Annotated in this window: 22 protein-coding genes; 4 read left to right on the plus strand and 18 right to left on the minus strand. The window is 38.2% G+C overall.

Annotated features, from left to right (window positions below; all coding sequences use genetic code 11):
• The 10 genes from T489_RS13700 to T489_RS0109360 all read right to left on the minus strand — a co-directional run.
• Nucleotides 1-315: P-loop NTPase fold protein (locus tag T489_RS13700; protein WP_037319492.1), on the minus strand; the 315-nt coding region annotated here is incomplete at its 3' end.
• A 64-nt stretch (nucleotides 316-379) separates the two neighbouring features.
• A complete protein-coding gene (locus T489_RS0109320) occupies nucleotides 380-2,494 on the minus strand; it encodes a KAP family P-loop NTPase fold protein (RefSeq protein WP_031579777.1) in 2,115 nt (704 codons plus the stop codon).
• A gap of 434 nt (nucleotides 2,495-2,928) precedes the next feature.
• A complete protein-coding gene (locus tag T489_RS15230; RefSeq protein ID WP_198020458.1) occupies nucleotides 2,929-3,936 on the minus strand; it encodes a hypothetical protein in 1,008 nt (335 codons plus the stop codon).
• A 495-nt stretch (nucleotides 3,937-4,431) separates the two neighbouring features.
• On the minus strand, nucleotides 4,432-6,201 hold the full coding sequence (locus T489_RS0109330; protein WP_031579779.1) for a DUF6273 domain-containing protein: 1,770 nt from the start codon (nucleotides 6,199-6,201) through the stop codon (nucleotides 4,432-4,434).
• A gap of 314 nt (nucleotides 6,202-6,515) precedes the next feature.
• Nucleotides 6,516-7,322: a DUF6273 domain-containing protein gene (locus T489_RS14400; RefSeq protein WP_051621969.1), complete on the minus strand. Its 807-nt coding sequence runs from the start codon at nucleotides 7,320-7,322 to the stop codon at nucleotides 6,516-6,518.
• Between the two features lie 377 nt (nucleotides 7,323-7,699).
• On the minus strand, nucleotides 7,700-8,515 hold the full coding sequence (locus T489_RS14405) for a DUF6273 domain-containing protein (RefSeq protein ID WP_051621971.1): 816 nt from the start codon (nucleotides 8,513-8,515) through the stop codon (nucleotides 7,700-7,702).
• Nucleotides 8,516-8,779: 264 nt separating this feature from the next.
• Nucleotides 8,780-10,663: a DUF262 domain-containing protein gene (locus tag T489_RS0109345; RefSeq protein WP_031579782.1), complete on the minus strand. Its 1,884-nt coding sequence runs from the start codon at nucleotides 10,661-10,663 to the stop codon at nucleotides 8,780-8,782.
• Between the two features lie 215 nt (nucleotides 10,664-10,878).
• Nucleotides 10,879-11,166 (minus strand): ubiquitin family protein, encoded by a 288-nt coding sequence (locus T489_RS0109350; RefSeq protein WP_031579784.1) that lies wholly within the window; start codon nucleotides 11,164-11,166, stop codon nucleotides 10,879-10,881.
• 52 nt (nucleotides 11,167-11,218) lie between these two features.
• Nucleotides 11,219-11,941: a hypothetical protein gene (locus T489_RS0109355; RefSeq protein ID WP_157608188.1), complete on the minus strand. Its 723-nt coding sequence runs from the start codon at nucleotides 11,939-11,941 to the stop codon at nucleotides 11,219-11,221.
• Between the two features lie 419 nt (nucleotides 11,942-12,360).
• Complete coding sequence (locus T489_RS0109360) at nucleotides 12,361-12,756, minus strand: hypothetical protein (RefSeq protein ID WP_031579787.1); 396 nt, start codon at nucleotides 12,754-12,756, stop codon at nucleotides 12,361-12,363.
• A gap of 829 nt (nucleotides 12,757-13,585) precedes the next feature.
• On the opposite strand from T489_RS0109360, the gene T489_RS0109365 reads away from it, so the two are divergent.
• Nucleotides 13,586-14,182 (plus strand): hypothetical protein, encoded by a 597-nt coding sequence (locus T489_RS0109365; protein ID WP_051621973.1) that lies wholly within the window; start codon nucleotides 13,586-13,588, stop codon nucleotides 14,180-14,182.
• 338 nt (nucleotides 14,183-14,520) lie between these two features.
• Here T489_RS0109365 and T489_RS0109375 read toward each other — a convergent pair whose 3' ends face one another.
• From T489_RS0109375 to T489_RS14955, 4 genes are all read right to left on the minus strand, one after another.
• Nucleotides 14,521-14,712 carry a hypothetical protein gene (locus T489_RS0109375; protein WP_031579789.1) on the minus strand — a complete coding sequence of 64 codons (192 nt, stop codon included), beginning with the start codon at nucleotides 14,710-14,712 and terminating at the stop codon, nucleotides 14,521-14,523.
• A gap of 164 nt (nucleotides 14,713-14,876) precedes the next feature.
• Entirely contained in the window at nucleotides 14,877-15,842 is a 966-nt protein-coding gene (locus tag T489_RS0109380) for an ion transporter (protein ID WP_031579790.1), read from the minus strand.
• A gap of 150 nt (nucleotides 15,843-15,992) precedes the next feature.
• Nucleotides 15,993-16,361, minus strand: a complete 369-nt coding sequence (locus T489_RS0109385; protein WP_031579791.1) for a hypothetical protein — start codon at nucleotides 16,359-16,361, stop codon at nucleotides 15,993-15,995.
• A 155-nt stretch (nucleotides 16,362-16,516) separates the two neighbouring features.
• The gene (locus tag T489_RS14955; protein WP_157608191.1) at nucleotides 16,517-16,687 is read right to left on the minus strand and encodes a hypothetical protein; all 171 of its coding nucleotides are present in this window, start codon (nucleotides 16,685-16,687) and stop codon (nucleotides 16,517-16,519) included.
• A 256-nt stretch (nucleotides 16,688-16,943) separates the two neighbouring features.
• Between T489_RS14955 and T489_RS0109395 the strand changes: the two genes are divergently transcribed.
• The gene (locus T489_RS0109395) at nucleotides 16,944-18,071 is read left to right on the plus strand and encodes a Fic family protein (RefSeq protein WP_031579792.1); all 1,128 of its coding nucleotides are present in this window, start codon (nucleotides 16,944-16,946) and stop codon (nucleotides 18,069-18,071) included.
• Between the two features lie 33 nt (nucleotides 18,072-18,104).
• Here the strand turns inward: T489_RS0109395 and T489_RS14685 are convergent, their stop codons facing one another.
• The 4 genes from T489_RS14685 to T489_RS0109415 are packed head-to-tail and all read right to left on the minus strand — an operon-like array spanning nucleotide 18,105 to nucleotide 19,912.
• Nucleotides 18,105-18,341, minus strand: coding sequence for a transposase (locus tag T489_RS14685; protein WP_037319496.1), 237 nt, complete (start codon nucleotides 18,339-18,341; stop codon nucleotides 18,105-18,107).
• A gap of 12 nt (nucleotides 18,342-18,353) precedes the next feature.
• A complete protein-coding gene (locus tag T489_RS0109405; RefSeq protein WP_031579793.1) occupies nucleotides 18,354-18,560 on the minus strand; it encodes a hypothetical protein in 207 nt (68 codons plus the stop codon).
• Nucleotides 18,541-19,161: a hypothetical protein gene (locus T489_RS0109410; protein ID WP_031579794.1), complete on the minus strand. Its 621-nt coding sequence runs from the start codon at nucleotides 19,159-19,161 to the stop codon at nucleotides 18,541-18,543. Before T489_RS0109410 ends, T489_RS0109405 begins: the two co-directional genes overlap by 20 nt.
• Before the next feature lies 1 nt (nucleotide 19,162).
• Nucleotides 19,163-19,912 (minus strand): hypothetical protein, encoded by a 750-nt coding sequence (locus T489_RS0109415; protein ID WP_157608194.1) that lies wholly within the window; start codon nucleotides 19,910-19,912, stop codon nucleotides 19,163-19,165.
• A gap of 425 nt (nucleotides 19,913-20,337) precedes the next feature.
• On the opposite strand from T489_RS0109415, the gene T489_RS14690 reads away from it, so the two are divergent.
• Both T489_RS14690 and T489_RS0109420 read left to right on the plus strand, forming a co-directional pair.
• Nucleotides 20,338-20,535: a hypothetical protein gene (locus T489_RS14690; RefSeq protein WP_084155488.1), complete on the plus strand. Its 198-nt coding sequence runs from the start codon at nucleotides 20,338-20,340 to the stop codon at nucleotides 20,533-20,535.
• A gap of 195 nt (nucleotides 20,536-20,730) precedes the next feature.
• A partial coding sequence (locus tag T489_RS0109420) for an AAA family ATPase (protein ID WP_031579796.1) occupies nucleotides 20,731-21,239 on the plus strand: 509 nt, incomplete at its 3' end.

Consider the following 21,239-nt stretch of genomic DNA (forward strand, 5'->3'; position numbering starts at 1 on the left):
TGAACTTGTTAACCCCTTAATCACGTTAATCAGGATATCCTCCGGATCTTTCATCATGGAGTATTCCCACATATTGACCCAGATGCCGTGAAACAGTTTATCTGTATCCGGCTTATCAGCATCGTCACAGAGCTGGGATTTAATCTGATTCATAAAGGAGGTCTTACCTGAACCCCATTCCCCCTGAATGGCAATGGTAGTAGGCATACTGGCAGATGAAAGAAAACGACTTAGTGCATTTACATAATCACTAACTCCAAGAAGATCTTTTTCAGTCCCGCCCAAAGGGGAATCAATAATATTTGTATATTTCATACATCATCTCCATAGTTAATAACTCAGGCTTTTCACTTGAGTTATTAACTTAATTGCTTACCTGCTAATTCTCAGTAATACCGGTAAATGGTTTTGGAAGCGGAGCCTTGGAACCGTACTTAAAGAAGCATTCAGTAATAAACATAAACAGTTCATTGTAGGAATCACAAAGCTTGTCCGGAGTATATCTGTCAGATATCAGATTCCACAGTTCTTCTGTCCATATCTTTCTGCTGACGTATTCATACGGATGAAAACCGAGGATTTCCTCCTTATCGGAGCCCGGAGCCCATTTGATACGGAAATTGATATCCTTATACCAGTCTGCATTCTTTCCTACAAAACCTCTCTTAGACTCCAGCTGCAGATGTCCTACAGTCCAAACTGTGGAACCACCGGCACACGGCGCAATTTCGATATACTCATTCGGATCTTCTTTAGTTGCCGGTATGCACCATATTGCCAGAAATCTTCTGTTTCTAGAAACAGGGCTGGTAAACCAGAATGCCAGCTGGGAAGTTGAAATAGCAGGCTTTACGGTATTTCCAAAAATTTCAGTAATCATACCGATTAGCCATCTCAAACGTTTGATAAGGTCAGGATTTCTGCATTTTACCTTGCTGAAGAAATCTTCAACATCATTAGATCTTGAATAGTTCTTGTTTTTATTAGCCTCAACTGTCACAGAATCTACTGAAGAAACCGTAGTTACCGCTGACATGCCCAGCAGCTCAACGATTTTTGCCGGGAACTGCTCCTGATCCGGACAGAGGAAACGAATCTTATTAAGCAGTCGGGAAATATTAAGCACCCTGTTAGACAGATATATACTCTTCTGACATGCTCTATAGAGAACCTGTTCCCACTTTTCATCAAACTCTTCAAGAGTACCTAAATATTCTGCTTTTTCCGGGGTAAGTGCCTTCAATCTGAAATCTCTGGCTGAACTGTCATCCCATTCAAGAAAATTAGATTCCTGTATCAGTAGATCGTATATATCCGGATATGCCACCTGTATACATACCAGTCCGAAATTCATGGCCTTATCCTCTACGGACATGTCACTGATTTTTCTGCCACACTCCCTTTCTTTTTGAATTTTTATTTTATGCATAATATCTATGAGTGAAAGACTGTTCAAAAGACGTTTTATTGAACGGGGGTTGGTGCCGGTGGAAAGAAGAACCATATCAGCCAGTACTTCTGAGGTTTTTACTTTTTCTCCGTCAACGGAGAGTAACTGATTCAGTTCATCATGAGTAAATACTCCGATATTATCTACTGAACTCTCAACAAAGCCGGTAATATCGTAGGCACCGATAGGCATGGAGAACGGCATCTGGATAATCTTATCGAAGAATGATCTATAGGCTCTTTCATCCATCTGATTCTCTGCACCGAACTTTGCCTTAAGACCTTTAACTACAACCTCATAGTCAATAGCCAGCACAAAAATACAGTTTTCCACTTCAAACAGATTTTTAAGGAGTTCCAGAATATGTACGGCATTTTCCGGCGGAATACGATCCAGGTCATCAATGAAAAACATGAAGCCTTTTTTGTTGGTATCTCCGTTTTTCCGGTCTAGATCCAGACATTCTGTAATTACCTTGGCAAAGGCATCTCTGAATTCCTTTGGACGAACCTCTTTTAGAGTAAGAGCATCTTTCTTTTCCCCTTTTATTGAGTCTACATAATCTTCAATGAGATTTTCCCCGTCAGCACCGACTGCATTGAGACCGACATGAGCAACAGCCTTTACAGCAAAAGCACTGGTTGCCTTGATAAAACCCCAGGTCTTCTTTTTCAGATTCTCCACATCAAAAGAATTCTTCTCTACACGGTTTTCAAAGACCTCAAGACATGAACTTGTTAACCCCTTAATCACGTTAATCAGGATATCCTCCGGATCTTTCATCATGGAGTATTCCCACATATTGACCCAGATGCCGTGAAACATTTTATCTGTATCCGGCTTATCAGCATCGTCACAGAGCTGGGATTTAATCTGATTCATAAAGGAGGTCTTGCCTGAACCCCATTCACCCTGAATGGCTATTGTGGTAGGCATACTGGCAGATGAAAGAAAACGACTTAGTGCATTTACATAATCACTAACTCCAAGAAGATCTTTTTCAGTCCCGCCAAGAGGGGAATCAATAATATTTGTATATTTCATAACTATCTCTATATGTTAATATCTCAAAAATAATATATTTATAAAATATTTATATAAAAACATGTATTAATCATTGTATACATATTCAAATATATTTATATTTTATAGTATTCAACTACTATATAAGTTATATAAGTGTTTCAAATAAACTAATTCATAATCCAAAATGTTTAAGTATTTCAAAAGCTTTAAATAACTTTAAATAGCAAAACTCCAAGAAAAAATTCAAAAATATAAAATAAAAAGGCTACTTCAAATAATAATTAAAAATAAATTAAAAAATACATACTTATTTTTATACACTGTTAATGTTCTCTGCATCTGTTGTCTGCTAGATATAAAACGAATATCAAGTAGATGGCAGGTAGATAGTATTAACAGCAGATTATAATCATCATCTGTAGTTCTTAATCTCTGCCTTTTTCTACACATTATTAATATTTTTTGGGAAAATAATCCTTTCCCAGCTGCCACAAATAAACGTCTAGCTGTTTTAAATCATATTTCTCCAGTCCGTAGAATTTTCGAAAATTATTCAGTGCGCCTTTGAAATGAATATAATCCTTCAGATCATCATTTTTAAAAGAGGCAAAATTATCCTTATCCCTATAATATCTAAGAACAGCGTCAACATAGCTGTCGTAAATCGGGAAGTCCTTCGGATTATGGTGACTGCAGTACTTCGAAGCAAAAGAATAAAAATTCTTGATCTTGCCACCAATACTAATCTGTTTAATATCATTTACTAAACTGATATCACCGGATTTTAATCTGGCATCAATATTTAACGATTGAATATGCTTGGCCACCGGATAAACAGAAAAAATATTAGTACTGTAGAAATCATTAAGCGTTGATACCTTTAGCAGGATATCTTCAATATCAGTGTTTTCAGGACATAACTCAAAGAACAGTTTGTTCAAAGCCTGTTCCTGCAGACGATAATTCTCCAGTTCATTCCATCTCGAAAGATAGAACTCAACCTGAGCTTCTGACGGCTCGGGAATATCCTTAACTGCAGATTTGAGAACGCGTTTGTTCTGTGCTACCCTGAAATTAGGAGAATTAGGGGGAGTGGAAGCAGTGGATTCAGTGGAAACAGAGGGAACAGTTAATACAGGCCGTCCTTCATTTTTTCCTAATTCATCCCATTTGAGAAACTGCTGGAAACGTCTGATATGAGACAGGTAACCATTAATAACTTTTTGAGGATCAGCACTGCTGTTTCTTTTCAAAGTTTCTAAAAGAAGGTTCTTTGCATCTTCATCTCTCGCTTCAACAGCCTTCCAGAAAAGGTCGTGATTCCCTTTTCTCCACAGATAAAAGGAGTCTGAATAAGCTGTCTGAATGGTATTTTTGCTAATGTTCTGCTGATGCAGAAATGACAGATAAAGCTGACGCACCTCTTCAAAGCTCATTTGTTTTAAAGCGATTATATCCATTGTATTAATGATTCCCGATATCTTTTAAGTTACTTTATAATCTTCAGATTTTGTACGTAATTATGAATAACCACTCTTAAAATATTAATGTTAATGGTATTAATGCTATTAAAACTATCTTAGTCATTACATATATTAAGTACGTTTTCCGTTATTCATAAAGCTCCGTAATTCTTAAAGTTCCTTAGTTCTTAACTAAGTTTACTCACCAGTCTTTTTATGTAATAGAAGATTAACCCAATTACACCAAATATTTGTTCTATCTCTAATGACCTATAGTGACTCACCTTTTTACTTTTCCATAACAATACTCAGACTGTTGCATCAGGAGAAGTTAAATCAAAACCGGAAATCTGAACATACCTGAAAAAGCCTACAAATTTCGCGGGTATTCTGCTTTCCGGTTTTGTACTGCATCACAACTATCAAACGAATCATTATTACGTCGAAATACTCTCCGGCTTAATAGTTGTATGCAGGTTTTAACTTAGCTAGCTATAAATTCATCCACAAAACCGGACGGATGGCAGTAAAGGTACTACTGAGATCATTGTATCCGCCGATAGAACCGTTCTCTCTGATAAGGTAAGCTCCGAATTCGTAGACTCCACGGGATCTTAACCACCAGAGACAGGTGCCCTTGCCGTTAAGCATGAAAACCTCAGACTGGACAACACCTTCGCCGACAGCATAAGGGGTAGGAATACATTTACGTGCTGCGTCTTCATCAAACAGACTGTCTGCTTCAGCCATACTCAAACAGAAAATGTAGTCGTCCGTACTTTTACCGCCAAAGGTCTGGTACTGAGGATCTGCAATATTCTCTACATTGGTAAGAGCAATCCTCTTTTGTTCTTCTTCAGAAAAGGCAGTCTTTAAAAAAGTATCGTTAAGCCATTTTCTGAGGTCAGATTCCTCCCATGGGACATCCGCATTTTCATGATGATACTGCTTACGATCCAGTCCGTAACGTGACATAAGGAGAACCTTAGGACCAAGTCTTTTAATGACAATCCACTCTATCGGACTCATATAATTACTGCTTTCCTGATAATAACTGCCAAACTTAAAGCTGTCTCCGACTTTAAGGTCAGGCGGTACAACCAGAACCTCTTTCTTTGGAGACTGTACAATTTTCGGATCTGAAGGTTGTTTCTTTGGTTTTGCATCATTGCTGTCTGATTTAACATCAGCTGTATTGGCAAAGGAACGCAGGAGTTTACCCGCCTCATCATTGCCTTCCCATGCTAAAAATAAGCGGAAACGTCTGAGATGGCTCATATATGAGCTGGCATTTTTTTCAGGATCAACACTACTGTTTTTTCTCAATATTTCAATGAGAATGCTCCTCGCATCTGCATCACTGCTCTCAACAGCCTGCCAGAAAAGATCATGATCACCTTTTTTCCATATATAGAAGGAATCATTTAAAGCTGTATTGACGGTAGCTTGAGCTATTCCCTGAATTTTCAGGAAGATCATATAAAGTTGACGTACCTGGTCATAACTCAATTTTTTTAATAAATTAATATCCCAGAAGCTACCCGCTGATCCGTTAGAGATTGGTTCACTGGATTTACCTGTTTGTATTTCTTTGATTCTTCTGAGAAATCTTTCTCTCATAGTATCAAATTTCGATTGCGATTCTGATACTGTTAAAGGAGCCTGCTTATGTGCTGACTCATCAGAAGCCAGCACATTAATATCATTCCAGATTGAATCTTTGTTTATAAGCTCATTAAGCAACTGCCTGTAAGCCTGACCATCAATTTCATCAGAATAATATACTCGCATACCCTGCGGAATAATCACTTTTCGATCAGATTTAAGATAAATAACTATTCCATCATCTGACTTGAAATTATTATCTAAAGTTATAAATATTCTTTTGGTCGGAGTAGCGACTTTTGCAGCACGAAATGACACTTGATTGGGAACAGGATCCTTATTGCCAAGATATGAATTATCGCCAAAAATATGGTCAAGTGAATACCCTTTATAAGTAATTTGTTTAATTTCATCATCAGAAATTGTAGAAATTCCTTTTGCCATCGCTACAACTTCGACTGTTATTCTGGCAGAAATATTACAAACAAATAAGACACCTTCAACTTCATGATTACGTACAAGTCCTGAAGGCGTTATAAATAAATTATTGTGTCCTGCATCATCCTTGAAAAGATTAATAACTTCATGACCGATATTTTCACCTTCATCAAGATATCTACCCGTAAACAGTTGATTAATTAGTAATTCAGTAGCCATGCAATCCCCTTATCTATCTAAATTTCTATCAAAAAAAACTTTTATCCTCTACCACTCTGTTTACCGTCAGCTTAAACTGGTACAGGCAAACAGAACACTTCCATTCCATCATTATCAAAAAGCCGATTCAAAGTTGCCACTCTGTCAGATTTGGCCTCCTTATAGTCAAATATTTAAGATCTCCTTCTTTACTTAACCAATCTTCATTTTCTCAAAAACCGCCAGCTTCGCGGGCGGATTATCAGCGCGGCTCAGCCGCGCAGGATTCCGTGGCTCCGCCACGGCGGGAGGATTTCAGATTGGAAGATTCCAGATTACAGATTCACCCATAAAGCGGGCCGAACAGCAGACTCACGAACATCACGGACATCGAAGCCAAAAATACCGAGCTTCCCGGCCGAATAGATGACCGATGCGTAGCGCTGATTAACGCCCGGCGACCGAAGCCACCAGCAACAACAGGCTATGCCATTAATAACATTCTCACTGTTTTTCTCGCATCCTTTTCCTAAAGCATAGGGGGTTGGCACACATTTACGGGAGTCATTGTCCTTAAAGAGGCTATCCGCTTCTGCTGCACTCAGGCAGAACACCCGATCCTCAGTACTGTTTCCCCCGAAGGTGCCATTCACAGAATCATTAGCCAGTTTGGTTAGCGCAATTTTCTTCTGTTCCGCTGCGGAAAAAGCGCTTTTAAGGAATTCTCCGTTCAGCCATTTCCTGAGATCACAGTTTTCCCAGGTTATACCTACCTTTTGATTGTGATACTCTCTGCAGTCCAGACCATATCTGGAGATTAAAAGAACCTTAGTACCGGATTTTTTGAGAACCAGCCACTCTATCGGAGTTTTCTTACTGCTGTTCTCCTGATAATAACTTCCGAACTTAAAATAGTCCCCCTTCCTAAGCTCCGGCACAGGAGCTTTCGATGCTGCAGCCTTGTCTGCGGTTTTAGTGGCAGGCTGTTTTACTGCCGGTTTAGCTGCTTTATCAGTATTCTTTACAGTCTTTGCGGCCTGATTCTTAGATGACGGTTTTACTGCAGCTTTAGATGTAGAAACCTTTGCTCCGGTTTTGGCCGGAGCCTTCTTTTGATTTCCTGATGCTTTTGTGTCTTTCATAAAACCTCCTGACAGGTAACAAAACCTGCATTTTATAAATCAAATCCCCTCTCGGAAAACTCCAGTTCCGGCTAAACAAAGCATATATGCCTCTTCCATAACCTATACTTTTTAGCATCTATTTTCCGGGCTTTAGCCGATTCCGGAATCTATAGCTAATGCGGGCTTTACATTAATCTGAACTACCATGCTTTGGCCTTAAGGCTTTCGCATACTATTTCTGTTCACCCTATAGTCAAACATATAAAGTTCCACTATTACTTAATTTTTTTTATCAGCAGCCGCCCGCTTCGCGGGCGGATTATCAGCGCGACTCAGCCGCGCAGGATTCCGTGGCTTCGCCACGGCGGGTGGATTCCAGATTAGAAGATTCCAGATTACAGATTCACCCATAAAGCGGGCCGAACAGCACTGAGATCATCACCGACACTGCGGCCACCAAGACCGAGCGCCCCAACCGACCTTACGAACGCGGCGAAGTACTGAAAGTTGCCCGGCGACCGAAGCCACCACCAACAACAAGCTCTGCCATTAATAAAATACCAATCAGATTTACAACATCCTTTTCCTAAAGCATAGGGGGTTGGCACACATTTACGTGACTCATCGTCCTTAAAGAGGCTCCCTGCTTCTGCTATACTCAAGCAGAACACTCTATCTTCCGTACTGTTTCCTCCGAAGGTGCCATACTTTGCATTGTTGTCATTCGCAAGTTTTGTTACCGCAATCTTCTTCTGCTCTGTAGCGGTAAAGGCGTTTTTCAAGAATTCTCCGTTCAGCCATTTCCTGAGATCGCAGTTTTCCCAGGTTATATCTACTTCCTTATTGTGGTACTTCTTACAATCCAAAGCATACCTGGAGATTAGAAGAACCTTAGTACCGGACTTTTTTAGAACCAGCCACTCGATGGGAGTTTTCTTAGTGCTGTTCTCCTGATAATAGCTTCCGAACTTGAAGTAATCCCCCTTCTTAAGCTCCGGTACAGCAGTTTTTGAGGCAGCTGCCTTGTCTGTGTTTTTTGCTGTCTGCTGTTTTACTGCCGGTTTAGCTGCTTTATCAGTATTCTTTACAGTCTTTGCGGCCTGATTCTTAGATGACGGTTTTACTGTAGCTGTAGCTTTAGATGTAGAAGCCTTTGCTCCGGTTTTGGCCGGAGCCTTCTTTTGATTTCCTGATGCTTTAGTGTCTTTCATAAAACCTCCTGACAGGTAACAAAACCTGCATTTTATAAATCAAATCCCCTCTTGGAAAACTCCGGTTCCGCCTTAATGCTTTCGTATGTAATAAAGCTCTCCAGACTTATTCAGCTTTAAAAATATCAAGCTTTTAAGTTTCCCCTCATTTCTGTAAAAGTATCATTTACCGTTTTATTGCAACAAACCATTCAGTATAAAACCCGGGGAGATTTGCATACCGGAATTTTGTCCCTGGATTTTTTCTACCGGCTTAAATCAGTATCATGATTTACCGAAAATAAAATCCAGAATACGGTTTACGGCCTTTTCGGTAGCCATGTTTATATCTTCAACTCTCCAGTCTGAACCGTAGGTGGTTAAAGATGTGGCTATGCTGTAGCAGCTGTCCTTATATCCGGACTTTTCTCTCACAGAGGTCTGGGTTTTAGTCTTAAACCAGGCATTACCAATAGTTTTATTAATACTTTCTTCCAAAAGAATCTTATTTCCGAGTTTATTAACTATTGCTGCAAATTCATTGACATCGTTAATTCCGGCATCCTTGCGAATTACAGCAATATTTTTACCGCTTGCCGGCATAATGTGCTCTATGTTGACATTATCAGACAGGATAAATTTCTTCCCGTGATTTCTGGCATAAAGATATTCATTGAGGTAAACCAGAGGATTTCTTTCATAAAAAAGTAAGGATCTTTTCAAATCATCTCTCTGCCAGTTGCCGGCATCATTAATATGATTGTTAAAATCACTGTCTATCTCGCTGATAGAAGTCCGGGGATCTACCAGTTTAATATTTTCCTTAAACAGGAATGTTTTAAATTTGTTACTGGAGTATCCGGCATCAACAATTTCAAGAATAGCAAAGATCCTTAACAGAGGAACTGCTATGGAAGAAACCAGTTCCTCTGTTATAGCCGAACTGTCAAAATCTCCATTCCCATCATTACGGCAGAATTTAAAAAGGTACGAAACCAGATAAAGCTTTGCATTTACATTGAACTTAAGCAGAAGCTTAACAATGGAATAATCTTTGATTAAAAGCCAAAGATTGACAATTGTTTTAAAGCTGTCACAAAGCACCAATGGATTCTTCAACAGGGATCCTTTGTCTCCTTCGTAGAATTTTCTCACACCGGGAGTGGTAACATTCGGGGTTTCGCTATTGATACTCATATATACACGGTTTTCAGCTCTATATATGTACATATACTGCTGAAGCACTCCGTCTATATCCAGAATTTTACCTTTTTTAAGGTCACTTCCATCCTTAGTGGCTTCTCGAATAAATCCCCATTTTTCAACAAATTCCTTCTTTTCCGATTCCTTCTCAATATTCGCGTACATGGCTGCAGAAATTATGTCTGCATCGGAAAGTGGCAATCCCTTGGAATTCAGCGAATTGAACATGGCGATTGCCTGTTCAATATTCCAGCTTCTGATTACAATAAGCTGGCATTTATCCAGTAACTTCTGAGCAAATACATGAATACTGGATTCACCGTATTTGGAAAGACGGTCATAGAAATACTTAAAATTAGAGAAGAAACTGATCTTATTCAGTTTTGGCTTTGATATTTCATTTTCTTTTGCAAGATTACTAAGATCATCAAAGTTCAATGTTCTGACTATTTCAGCAAATATTTTCTTATTTATCTCAGGCTCATTAATGGAATTATTTTCAATCAGAACAAGTTGATCCAGCAACACCGGATCCCGTTTTATCTTAAGAATACCTTCATCATTTGTTTTATACACAACAGACTGGATCTTACGAAGATCTCCCTTAAGACCTTCCTTGAGAAATTCAGAATCTTCATCATGTTCTACAAAATTCTTTAGCTTGGCACCTATTACAAATTCCAAAGCCTTAAGCAACAGGTAAAAGGTAGTAGTACGCTGCTGACCATCAATCAGATACATCTTTTCGGATTTAACATTTAGAATAATAGTACCGAAAAAGTACGGATCCTCAGCCCCCTCGCTGATAAAGGTTTCAATATCATCAACAAGCTTATCGCACTGGCCGATTTCCCATGTATAACTGCGCTGATATTCAGGGATAACAAAATACTCATTTTTCTGATTATTCTTTAAGAAGTAATCATAGACTGTGCAGAGATGCGGTTCGATTTCTTTCACTGCCATAATTAACTACCTGATACTCACTTAGAAACCACAAACAAAAAAGTATGCGGTGCTGAAGTTTGATTTTTTCTGAAAATCAAAGAGAAAATGTCATCTAGATATTGGTTCATTTTTGCAAGACATGACATTCTGGACTATCTGCACCGCATTAAGAGATACTCAGAAAGCTGTTCCATTCCCGAGCATCTCCTCCTCACTTGATAAAAACAACACAATCAACGCAAAGAAGAAATGGTAACGTTGTTGTCAGCCAATGCTCCTTCCTTGTTCTCAACCTGAATGGTGATACCGAAATTATCCTTAAGCAGCTTTTCAGCATTACCAACCTTCATGTTGCCGTGAATCTCAACTTCGCCACCCTTTACATCACCGGTTCTGATAGAAGCAAGAGTTGCTGAATCTTCGGCAAAATGCTTGCCGTTATAAACACGTACTGCAACCTTGAACTCATCCTTGAACATGGCCTTAAACTTAGCCACTGTAGTTCTTCCAGAAAATTTCATAAAAATTTCTCCTTAAAAGTTAAAAAATAATTAATAATCAGGTTAAAAAATATCAACCTTTCCTGACGTTTCTTATCGTCAAATCGTCATCTATAGATTGAGCGCCTCTTGCGGTAACAATCTCTATTCCAAGACCATACATCTTGGCAAATGTCTTTTTTACTACCTTGACCTGATCTGCAGTATTAATAACTATGACACCGTGCTGAGCGATTTTATTGTCCTCAGACACATCCTTTAGCAGAGTCTCAGGTGAAGCAAAATGACCTCTGGCTCCGGTCATGATTTTTCCAGTACTTTTAGTAAGACACCATACCTTGACACTTACCCCCTTGCAGGCTTTGTTAAATGCTTTAGTAAAGGCATTTACCGTAGTGGAGCTGTTAACTGCTACGTCGAGAGATATTAGATCATCACTCTTGATATCCTTGATTTCCTTGAGAGTTTTGTTGTTGTCGGCAAAACCTTTGCCGTCGGAACAGAGTATCTGCACACCGATACCTAAAGTACTCTCAACTTTCTTTTCCACATCGCCAACCTTTTCAGTATCTTTAATGGAGATCTTTTTGGATTTTCCTTTCACAATAATAGTGGAAACATCACTAATCAAAGCATCCTTAGAGGCTCTTCTGCCCCCAGCTCCACTTTGAATTTTCCTTTCCTTGGAAAGGTTGTACACGCGGATAGGAATATCAAAAACTCTTAAAAACTCATTCTCGAACTCAGACACCAGGGTATCTCCGCTAACCTGCATTTCGAGAATACCAAACAACATTTTCTTTAATCCGCCAAACATCGCATTCCTCTTCTGCTTTCATTAAATTTTTTCTTTCCTGTATCTTGTTCTGATTGAGAATATTTAACAGAAAAAATACTATTATTTACGTTGGCATAACCTTCTTTTTTATAAAAAATTTTTCCATAAAAATGAAAAACAGATTTTTTATCTAAAAATGTACTTACCTTCCTACATCACAGCATCAATTCCTAAGAAACGGTTGTAGCTCTGGTTATGTGACTATGTCTTTGCCTGCTTTTTAAAGCCTCCATTAGATTTCTCATTACATGATTCTCAGCTTATGGAGGCTTGTTTTGTATTGAATAAGGCACTACAACCTATGAAATGATGCGTTTACAGAACTCAGGACCTTTTTAAAATCCTGCCGGACATCATTTAACCAAAGACGCACAAGCCTACTTTGGCTTCTTCTGACACCCGCGACTCTCAAGTTCCTTATTAAGCTGTGAAAGTGTCATGTTGTCATAGGTTCCGGTGGTGTAGTAGCGCTTACCGTCCTTATCGTTGTAGCAGACCTGACAGCAGATTCCATAGATTTCATGGAATGATTTCTCAAGATTCTTAACAAGAGTTCTTCCGTGGATACTGATATCCCCTGCAACATCCTTCTTTACTCTCACTTCAGAAAGACGCTTGCTGGTATCAAAGCCATAAATGGTTCCACCTTTTCCGGTGGCCTTCTTCCAATCCGCCACACTGCAGAAGGTTAAGCGAAGGTACGGAAACGCCTCCTGAAACTCAGCATTAATGCTCTTAAGCATCTTTTGACCAGTAATATGTATTTCAGCCATATTTTGTCACCACCCCTAAGTTTTATCGAATTTATTACTTTAACTTCAATGTTTTATATATATACATATATATTTATCAAAATCAAAGTTCTAAAAAATAAAATCCCGCATAAAATATATTTAGTGATAAGCATAATATATCTATTGCTTGTTTCTAATTATTCCATACACACACAAAAAAAAAAAACGATCCATTACTCAAAAATGGAAATTCAAAATTTTTAGATAAAATATTTTATAGATTTGTAAATATCGATCACACAAATAACCTACTGCTGTATTCCCCTGAGTATTCTTGTGTTCTGTGATCGAAATTTAGACATCAAGTTTTTTCATTAAAATATCAGGAAGATAACTTTTGAATCGCCTACAACTGCTATGCTTTGTTAGATGCGGCGAGTTCTGTGTGAACTGGCATACTGCGTACCATTTGAACAACATGGCAAGTAGAATGGATACAGGTGATGAATGATAAGAAAGAACTTGAAGAAGAAGAATCTTCACCAAAACGACGATGTATGATTTGGAAACCACAACACTTCTGCGTACCCAAACGGCATACTGGCCTAATGAAAAATCAACTCAATAATTTCTAATTTCACCTATTTTCGCTTTGAAATGCAATATTCATCAAACTTTTTATTCTTAATCGATATATTTCATTAATTTTTTTACACGTGTCAATATTTAATCATTATTTGTATGTTAGCGTTTAAAAAGGATATGTTTTATTCGAGCAGGACAAGATAGTAAGCTTTATTTTTAATATAATTTTATTAAATACTAATTTTAGTTATATTATTGTATAGTTTTTATAGACGAGGTATTTATGACATCTGCAGATGCGGAACAAAGAAGACGTGAACGTGAGGCCAGGAAACGTGAACGGGAGGCTAAAAAACGTCAGCGTGAGATGGAAAAAGAGGCCAGAAGACGTGAAAGCGAGCGTAAGAAACGCGAAAGGGAAGCAGCACGTTTGGCCCGTCAGCGCGAAAGGGAACGTCGGCAGGAGGAAATCAGAAGAAACCGCGAAGAGTGGCGAAGAAAAAATCTCCAAAGAATAGCTGAAGCCCATGCCAGAAAACAGGAAAAAGAACGAATTAAGCGTGAACGTGAAGCCGCTCGGGAAGCCAAAAAGCGTGAAATGGAACGCAAAAAGCGTGAACGTGAAGCTGCTCAGGAAGCTCGAAGACGCGAAATGGAACGCAAAAAACGGGAAGCAGAACAAAAGAAGCGTGAGCGTGAAGCTGCTCAGGAAGCTCGAAGACGCGAAATAGAACGCAAAAAACGTGAGCGTGAAGCTGCTCAGGAAGCAAGAAGACGTGAAGCTGAGCGCAAAAAACGTGAGCGTGAAGCTGCTCAGGAAGCTAGAAGACGTGAAGCTGAGCGCAGAAAACGTGAACGTGAGGCTAGAAAACGCCGCTAGCAAAAACTTTTGGTGGGTGACAATCTTTCTGTAAATGGAAAAACATCCCCGGAAAATTTTTAAGCAGTAACCTTCCGGTTACTGCTTTTGTAGCGTTAATATACCTATTTATTTTTATAAGCAAAAATCTATATTTTATAAATAAATCAATCAACTATTTTTATTGTAATATGTCGTTTTTTATTAAAAATAACAACATAATCCCCGGACGAAAGCTGTCCAGACTTTTGTCCCGGGGACATAAAAAAATCAAAAACTCCCCCGGTTTTCATGCATTATCCGAAATTTACCACAGATTATGTCCGGTTTCATGAAAGCATGGTGTATTTTTGGTCACTTCAAATGTGAAAAAACAGATCTTCCAGTAAGGCCAGGTCGCATGCAGATACGCTTCTCCGGTAATTAAGTTTTAGGTAAGACGTATTAAGACTTTCAACGGCATTTCCGGTATTGACGGTTTTCTTTTTATAACCTTTACGACAATAGTCACTGTCTGAGCTTACGTATTTCTGACATTTCTCATCAGTCATTTGGATTCCGTGAACAGTCTTTTTCTTTAACCATAATGAAAAACTCCTGATTATATAAGTTATATTATATCCCAGGAGTTTATCTGATATTCAGAGCTGCATGAATTCTACGGAGTTTGGTTCACGCAAACTTTAACGATTCATTTTAACGGCTGCCGCAGAAACTATTTTTTTGCTATATTAAAAGCCTTTTGAATAAGTCGCTGTTTTTCATTTAGAGACAGATTTCCATCATTCAGGTCTTTAAGTAGTTCATTGACCAATTCTTCCACCTTTTCATGAATTTGTTGTTCTCTTTTCTGAGCATTAACTTTTGAATAAAGTTCATCATAATTTTGAATAATTGCCCCCATTGCCAAATTTAAAAGCAAATAAGCTCCGAACATAAACCAGCTTAAAAAATATAAACTTACAACCCATGAAGGAACATCAATTATTTTCATTTTAGAAGCGATAATCAGGCTGTTTCTGTATGAACTCCATGACTGTTCGGTAATTACTTTCAACAGAGTCAGCATTGACTCAGAAACACTGCCAAACGGATCGATTCGATCACCGGCAAAATAGTCATCAGTTTCACTAATAAATTCTATATATAGATTCTGACGATCAGCATGATAATCATCTGTTGGCATTCTGAACATACTCATTCCAGCAATTCCAAACACATATAAAAATACCAGCATCAACCCCATGATCTTATACAGAGACATGACTGATTTCAGAAGAACCTTGATGATTGTGCTCATTTCTCGATTTAGCGTTATAAAACGAGCAATTCGCAATATTCGGATTACTCTGAGACACAGAAGAATATTAGTATTCAAGAAGATAGTTTCAGGAATTAAACAAAACAAAATAATGATAATGTCAAAGAGCTGTAAGGGATCGGAGAAAAATTTCTTCGGCGATGCACAGGCAATGTACCGAACAAGTATTTCAAAACAGTAAATGGCAGTGCAGGCATGGTCAAAGTATTCCAGCCATTCATTCCTTTGAGTAATCATTATACCGGCAGAGATGGCATTGAACACTATCAGCACACTGATAAAAATTTCAAATTTAACAACGGGACGGAATTTATCCTTGTCAATAAACAAATAAATAAAATTCTTAAATTCTGCTAACATAACATAACCTTTTACTAATTCTTAAAATCTAAAAGGCCTGTTCATTTTAATGAACAGGCCAAAATTCAGACATTGTTTTCGACTAATTTCCTTTAAGCAGTATAGGACATCTGTGATAATGCCTGTCAGAACGGCTTATACAATCGGTGTTTAGAAAACATCAAGTGCATGAAGTACCGCAAACATGTACGGATACGATAAGAGAGTATAACCATTAAAATCATACAGCCTTTTTCCTGTACGATGATCTTTTACGTAAGTTCCATCAATATCAAATAACTTACTGCCGGTGCGGTGATCCCTGATGTAATTACCATCAATGTCCAGTAACTTACTGCCGGTGCGGTGATCCTTGATGCAATTACCATCAATATCCAATAATTTATTGCCGGTACGGTGATCTCTGATGCATTTATTATCAAAATCAAATAACTTGTTTCCTGTACGATGATCTCTGATGCAACTATTATCAATGTCCAGAATTTTTTGACCGTTGGAATGATCAATTATGTACATCATGATAAATCTCCAATTTTTTTATTGTTAAATTTACATGTATGAACGCCATGCTAATATTAAGTCTATTATTATTTATTTAACGTGACTAGATTATTGTCTGTTTTGATTTTTGTAATTGTGATCTTTATATATAATATTTATATTTTATAATTACACTACTCTGCATCGGGACAGAAATGTATTCCTATCGCAATGTTTTCAGGGGCTGTCACCGTATTGATTGAATCATCCTGTACGCAAATGCTGAAGTTTGCGCTGAATGCATCTCCATCCTGACTTATGGTTACATTATTGATATGGCCGAAAAAAAAGTGGTTCTTCTGCATGCTTCACCCCGCCGAAGTTCAGTCCTCTATGAAAGAGTTCTGCTGATCTCTTCTCTGCCTTCGGATTAGTTTTGCATCTATGCATTGTATAAAGAACGAAAAAGTTTACCTCCAAAACGATTGGAGTTTAGGTTTAATACAAGCAGAAGTGCCGATAATTATTGAGCGTTATCATGAATAGATTAATGGTTTAATCTTCGCAAAATCAGCGTAGATTAATGCTATAATATATGCAGTAAGTGCGGAGATAGATATTATGTATATTTACGAACATCAGGAATGGCCGGAATTCCGCTGGGATGAACACCGGCTGTCCGGATTACTTTTTGAAGTTACGTTTCTGCTAGGAACCGTTATCGGCAAGATGAATGCCGTGGAATCAATTTTTAAAAAGGAAGTTCTTCTCACCGATATGACCGATGAAATAGTTAAGTCCAGTGCCATTGAGGGAGAACACCTGAACTTTGAGGAAGTGCGATCTTCAGTAGCCCGAAAATTCGATATGCCGGAATCAGTTCAGACTGCCAGCAGTCATTATATTGAAGGTATAGTGGAAATGATGACTGACGCAAGATGCAATTTCCGGAACAGGCTGACTTTGGAACGTCTATGCAGCTGGCAGGCATCTCTTTTTCCAACAGGATACAGCGGAATGTACAAAATCCGCACCGGAGAAATACGTGACGATGCCCAGGGGCCAATGCAAGTGGTCTCTTCTAAATTTGGAAACAGCTATGTCTACTACGAAGCCCCTCCTGCCGAAAAGCTTCCGGAATATATCAATGATTTTTTACAGTGGATTGAATCCGACAGCAACATAAATCCATTAATAAAAGCATCCCTGGCCCATCTCTGGTTCATTACCCTGCATCCCTTTGATGACGGTAACGGCAGAATTGCCCGTGCCATAACGGAATTAATGCTCTCCCGGGCTGACAAATCCTCATACCGGTTCTACAGTATGTCCGGCCAGATCCTTAAGGCAAGAAACGATTACTACAGAATACTTGAGCAGACTCAGAAAGGATCTCTTGATGTAACCATGTGGATTCAGTGGTTTTTGGAAACGCTGCTTAACTCCCTCAGGGAATCCTCCGGGCTCGTTGATAAAATTGTTACCAAGGCCATGACCTGGCAGAAGCTTAATAAAATAGCCCTGGATAGCAATCAGAAAAAAATCATCACCTTGATGCTGGACGGTTTTGAGGGAAATCTCACCTCCAGCAAATGGGCTAAAATATGTAAATGCTCCCAGGATACGGCCATACGTTCAATTAACTATCTTGTTGAAAATAAGGTACTGGAGCAGAAAGGAGCCGGAAGAAGCACCCATTATATTCTGGCCTGTATGGAAAAAATTGACAGTGAAATTCCCGAAAAATAAGGGCTCTTCATAAAAACAAATTGGAAATAATCATTAAACATATTTAGAAATATCAATAATCTTTAGAAAGAAATATTCATCATCGTTGAATCCATATGCCTTTCTTCTCATCGTTTGGATCTTATTGTTGAAGCCTTCAACCATTCCTGGAGATATATTATATCCTACATGAGAAATTATTCCTTGCATGTGTTTTTCCGGGAAGTATGCATACCTGCAGAGCGGATAATATACAGATTTTGCGGAGATAAAGGCATTTAATCTATGCAAAACATGCGTAGATTAAATACTGTTTTCTCCGCAGACAGCTAAGGCATAAGCTTTTTCTGATATTGACATTTTTTCGCCTGTAAACTCAGTATCCGCGAAAAATAGAACCAAAAAAACTGCGGACACCTTCACCGCCTCGGTGCGGATCAGTTTACCGTCAAGAAGCTCATAGGCTAAATAGCCAATCTGCCCATTCCGACTACATTCTGTCATAGTCATATTTTGTAGACACCATTCTGTCATTTTCATCAAATATAACTAACAGATATCTGGAATAGATATCACCACGTCCCCTAACCATCAATTTATCAGATTTCTCTTTAAGAATTTCTCGTGTTTCTTCCCTGGTCATACCGGATTTTAATTTGAATGACAGTTTATCTAGACGAGAGCATTCTTCAATCCTTTTATCAGAGTCATCCCAATAATGTTCTCTAGCCACACCAAAAGACGGGCCATAATCTTTATTCCATGTGACACTGACATTAAGTCCATTGTACTGATACGACGATGTATCATCAGATTTAAAAAGTTTTTTATCAAAAATCCTAAAGAAATGTTTTTCATATTTAGGGTATATCAATTTCCCTTTATACCAGACTTCAAAAAAGCCCTTTTCCATTCCCAAAAATTCAACCGACTCGATAAGTCCGTTTTCATCATAATCCAAACGCATACTGTAGTCTCTATAGATATCCGATCTTCCTTTAAACCACGGAGTATAAGTTGCATTCCCCATTGCCTTTCTGGCATCTTCCCTTGTCATATTGAAGACCAGATCTCCTATTGATTTATTTGGTATCCATTCAAAAACTTTCATATTAAACCTCCCAATTATTGTTTTCTAATCTGTTTACGAATTTCAGCATTTCTTTGATTTCTCTGTCATACCTGGAACCAAATAGCGTACGGATAGTATTTATTTCTTCGATAATGACATCTTTTATTCTTCCCTGTTGTATAAGTTCAATTTGTTTTTTTCTATAATCCGCGGAGGACTTATAGCGTCCGTATGATTTTGTATCCAGATGATCACTTTTAAGCATACGAATACACGGCGCTGTATTATAGGATAACAGTCCTGTGGCACTGAGAGCCTCAGCACTTATTATATGGTGAACATCGTATAGGGAGCCGTCTGTACAATCATATCTTCCACCGGTTATCGGATTATTATCAAGCTCTGCTTTTTCTTCTTCACTTAATTCATCAAAGAAATAAGGATAAGGTCTGCCTGTTTTGGTATACAGTGTTACAAAACGATCTTCAGCAATTATGTCGTCAAAAGATTGGCTGTATTCAATAGTATCATTCGCATTATTCAGAAAACATCCTGACGAATTCATGAAATTCACTTTATTATTTGTTGATATAATCAGCTCCCGTCGATGCTTTTTACCACATTCAATACCGGCAGCAAATGCAAAACCTTTCATAAATGCCAGTTCAATATCTTTGGTTGTCACATTTTCTGATTGGTTGCTACTGACTTCTCCATAAATGTTTCTTTTGGCGATATATCTATTTCGGGAACATCCCCAACCTAAACCATAGGCATGTGCTATATCCATTATTGATGAACTTTTTTAAGGGAATTCTTGGACATACTTAACCTCCAATATTTAAATAAAAACAATTGGCGCGGCCTCATTATCTTTGCATGATGTAATAATAAAAATGCACCTATACTATCACCAGTGTTTAATCTTCCAGCTGCAAATCAAACCACAGATCGTTAACACTTACTATTATTAACACACCCAATCAGTTTTTTAAGAGCAGAATTATCAAACATCCAATTTTAATTCGGACATTGTGATAAGTATTTGTTTTTATATAACTATTTATTGTTTTCTCAGAAAATATATTGACATTTTATGGAATCAGTACCGAATAAGGTGCTGAACGCACTGGTGAATGCCTTCTCGGCTCTCAATATCACCAGTGAGAACAACCTAAAAAACTAATCCGGGGCAGTTTCGTATTCAGACTGGTGGTGAGAATTGCCCGGGAAATCCACCGCCCAATCTCTGAAGTTCTGGAATATCCCACCACCGAGTTTAACTACTGGGCGGTGTTTTTTCAGGAGGAATACTACGAGGCTCATCCGAAAGAAAGATACAAAGCCGGAATGACGGATTGCGATTGTGCCAGAGAGGTTGAAAAGTTTAAACGGATGATGAGTAAACGGTAGCATTTTGATGAACGACTTGTTCGCAGATTAAGCTTAAGATAACAGTTGAATAATTTGCTGGTACTAGTTAAATTACTGACATATGAACAGTACGGCTAATTGTTAACAGGAAGTTATGTCCTGTATCACTGATAAAAATTCGGCGCTATGATAAAATGTCAGCTGATGATGTTGAGTTTTGGGGAGGTTACAGTCATGGGAAGCATTCTGAATCCTGACAAGGATAACAGCTTTATAAGACTGGTTAAATTCAAAGATTCTGAAATTTTTATAGATAAGACAGATTTTATAGAAAAGATGTCTGCAAAGATAAACTCTCAAAATTGTTTATTTGCTGTAACTCGTCCCCGCAGATTCGGAAAAACTGTAACAGCTCATATGCTGTCAGCTTACTATTCCAAAGGATATGCCGGTCAAAAGATTTTTGATAATCTAAAAATAACGAACAATGAATTTAAAGACAGTTACGAAAAACACCTCAACAAATACAATGTCATTTATATTGATATGAATACCATTGACGGATTGTTTGACGGCTATTCCAACAAGAAACAGAAGGTAGATGGCGTTAATGATCTGGTTGACTATTTCGAGTATTCAATAATTAAAGAATTAAAATCAAGCAGTGAATTTGCAGGGTGTCTCGAAAAACATCAGATTGAAAACACAGGACTTTTGGAAACTTTACTTGCGATTACTCAGGA

It is taken from the genome of Ruminobacter sp. RM87 (assembly GCF_000701925.1).
Lineage (GTDB): Bacteria > Pseudomonadota > Gammaproteobacteria > Enterobacterales > Succinivibrionaceae > Ruminobacter > Ruminobacter amylophilus.

What these genes read in the sequence shown, in the direction of transcription:
- T489_RS0109415 (WP_157608194.1), bottom strand. Translation starts at nt 19,912, where the DNA reads ATGGATATAGCACATGCCTATGGTTTAGGTTGGGGATGTTCCCGAAAT.
- T489_RS15230 (WP_198020458.1), bottom strand. Translation starts at nt 3,936, where the DNA reads ATGGATATAATCGCTTTAAAACAAATGAGCTTTGAAGAGGTGCGTCAG.
- T489_RS0109395 (WP_031579792.1), top strand. Translation starts at nt 16,944, where the DNA reads ATGTATATTTACGAACATCAGGAATGGCCGGAATTCCGCTGGGATGAA.
- T489_RS0109405 (WP_031579793.1), bottom strand. Translation starts at nt 18,560, where the DNA reads ATGACTATGACAGAATGTAGTCGGAATGGGCAGATTGGCTATTTAGCC.
- T489_RS0109385 (WP_031579791.1), bottom strand. Translation starts at nt 16,361, where the DNA reads ATGATGTACATAATTGATCATTCCAACGGTCAAAAAATTCTGGACATT.
- T489_RS14405 (WP_051621971.1), bottom strand. Translation starts at nt 8,515, where the DNA reads ATGAAAGACACTAAAGCATCAGGAAATCAAAAGAAGGCTCCGGCCAAA.
- T489_RS0109320 (WP_031579777.1), bottom strand. Translation starts at nt 2,494, where the DNA reads ATGAAATATACAAATATTATTGATTCCCCTCTTGGCGGGACTGAAAAA.
- T489_RS0109330 (WP_031579779.1), bottom strand. Translation starts at nt 6,201, where the DNA reads ATGGCTACTGAATTACTAATTAATCAACTGTTTACGGGTAGATATCTT.
- T489_RS0109350 (WP_031579784.1), bottom strand. Translation starts at nt 11,166, where the DNA reads ATGAAATTTTCTGGAAGAACTACAGTGGCTAAGTTTAAGGCCATGTTC.
- T489_RS0109355 (WP_157608188.1), bottom strand. Translation starts at nt 11,941, where the DNA reads ATGTTGTTTGGTATTCTCGAAATGCAGGTTAGCGGAGATACCCTGGTG.
- T489_RS0109345 (WP_031579782.1), bottom strand. Translation starts at nt 10,663, where the DNA reads ATGGCAGTGAAAGAAATCGAACCGCATCTCTGCACAGTCTATGATTAC.
- T489_RS14955 (WP_157608191.1), bottom strand. Translation starts at nt 16,687, where the DNA reads ATGCAGAAGAACCACTTTTTTTTCGGCCATATCAATAATGTAACCATA.
- T489_RS0109380 (WP_031579790.1), bottom strand. Translation starts at nt 15,842, where the DNA reads ATGTTAGCAGAATTTAAGAATTTTATTTATTTGTTTATTGACAAGGAT.
- T489_RS0109375 (WP_031579789.1), bottom strand. Translation starts at nt 14,712, where the DNA reads ATGACTGATGAGAAATGTCAGAAATACGTAAGCTCAGACAGTGACTAT.
- T489_RS0109360 (WP_031579787.1), bottom strand. Translation starts at nt 12,756, where the DNA reads ATGGCTGAAATACATATTACTGGTCAAAAGATGCTTAAGAGCATTAAT.
- T489_RS0109410 (WP_031579794.1), bottom strand. Translation starts at nt 19,161, where the DNA reads ATGAAAGTTTTTGAATGGATACCAAATAAATCAATAGGAGATCTGGTC.
- T489_RS14400 (WP_051621969.1), bottom strand. Translation starts at nt 7,322, where the DNA reads ATGAAAGACACAAAAGCATCAGGAAATCAAAAGAAGGCTCCGGCCAAA.
- T489_RS0109365 (WP_051621973.1), top strand. Translation starts at nt 13,586, where the DNA reads ATGACATCTGCAGATGCGGAACAAAGAAGACGTGAACGTGAGGCCAGG.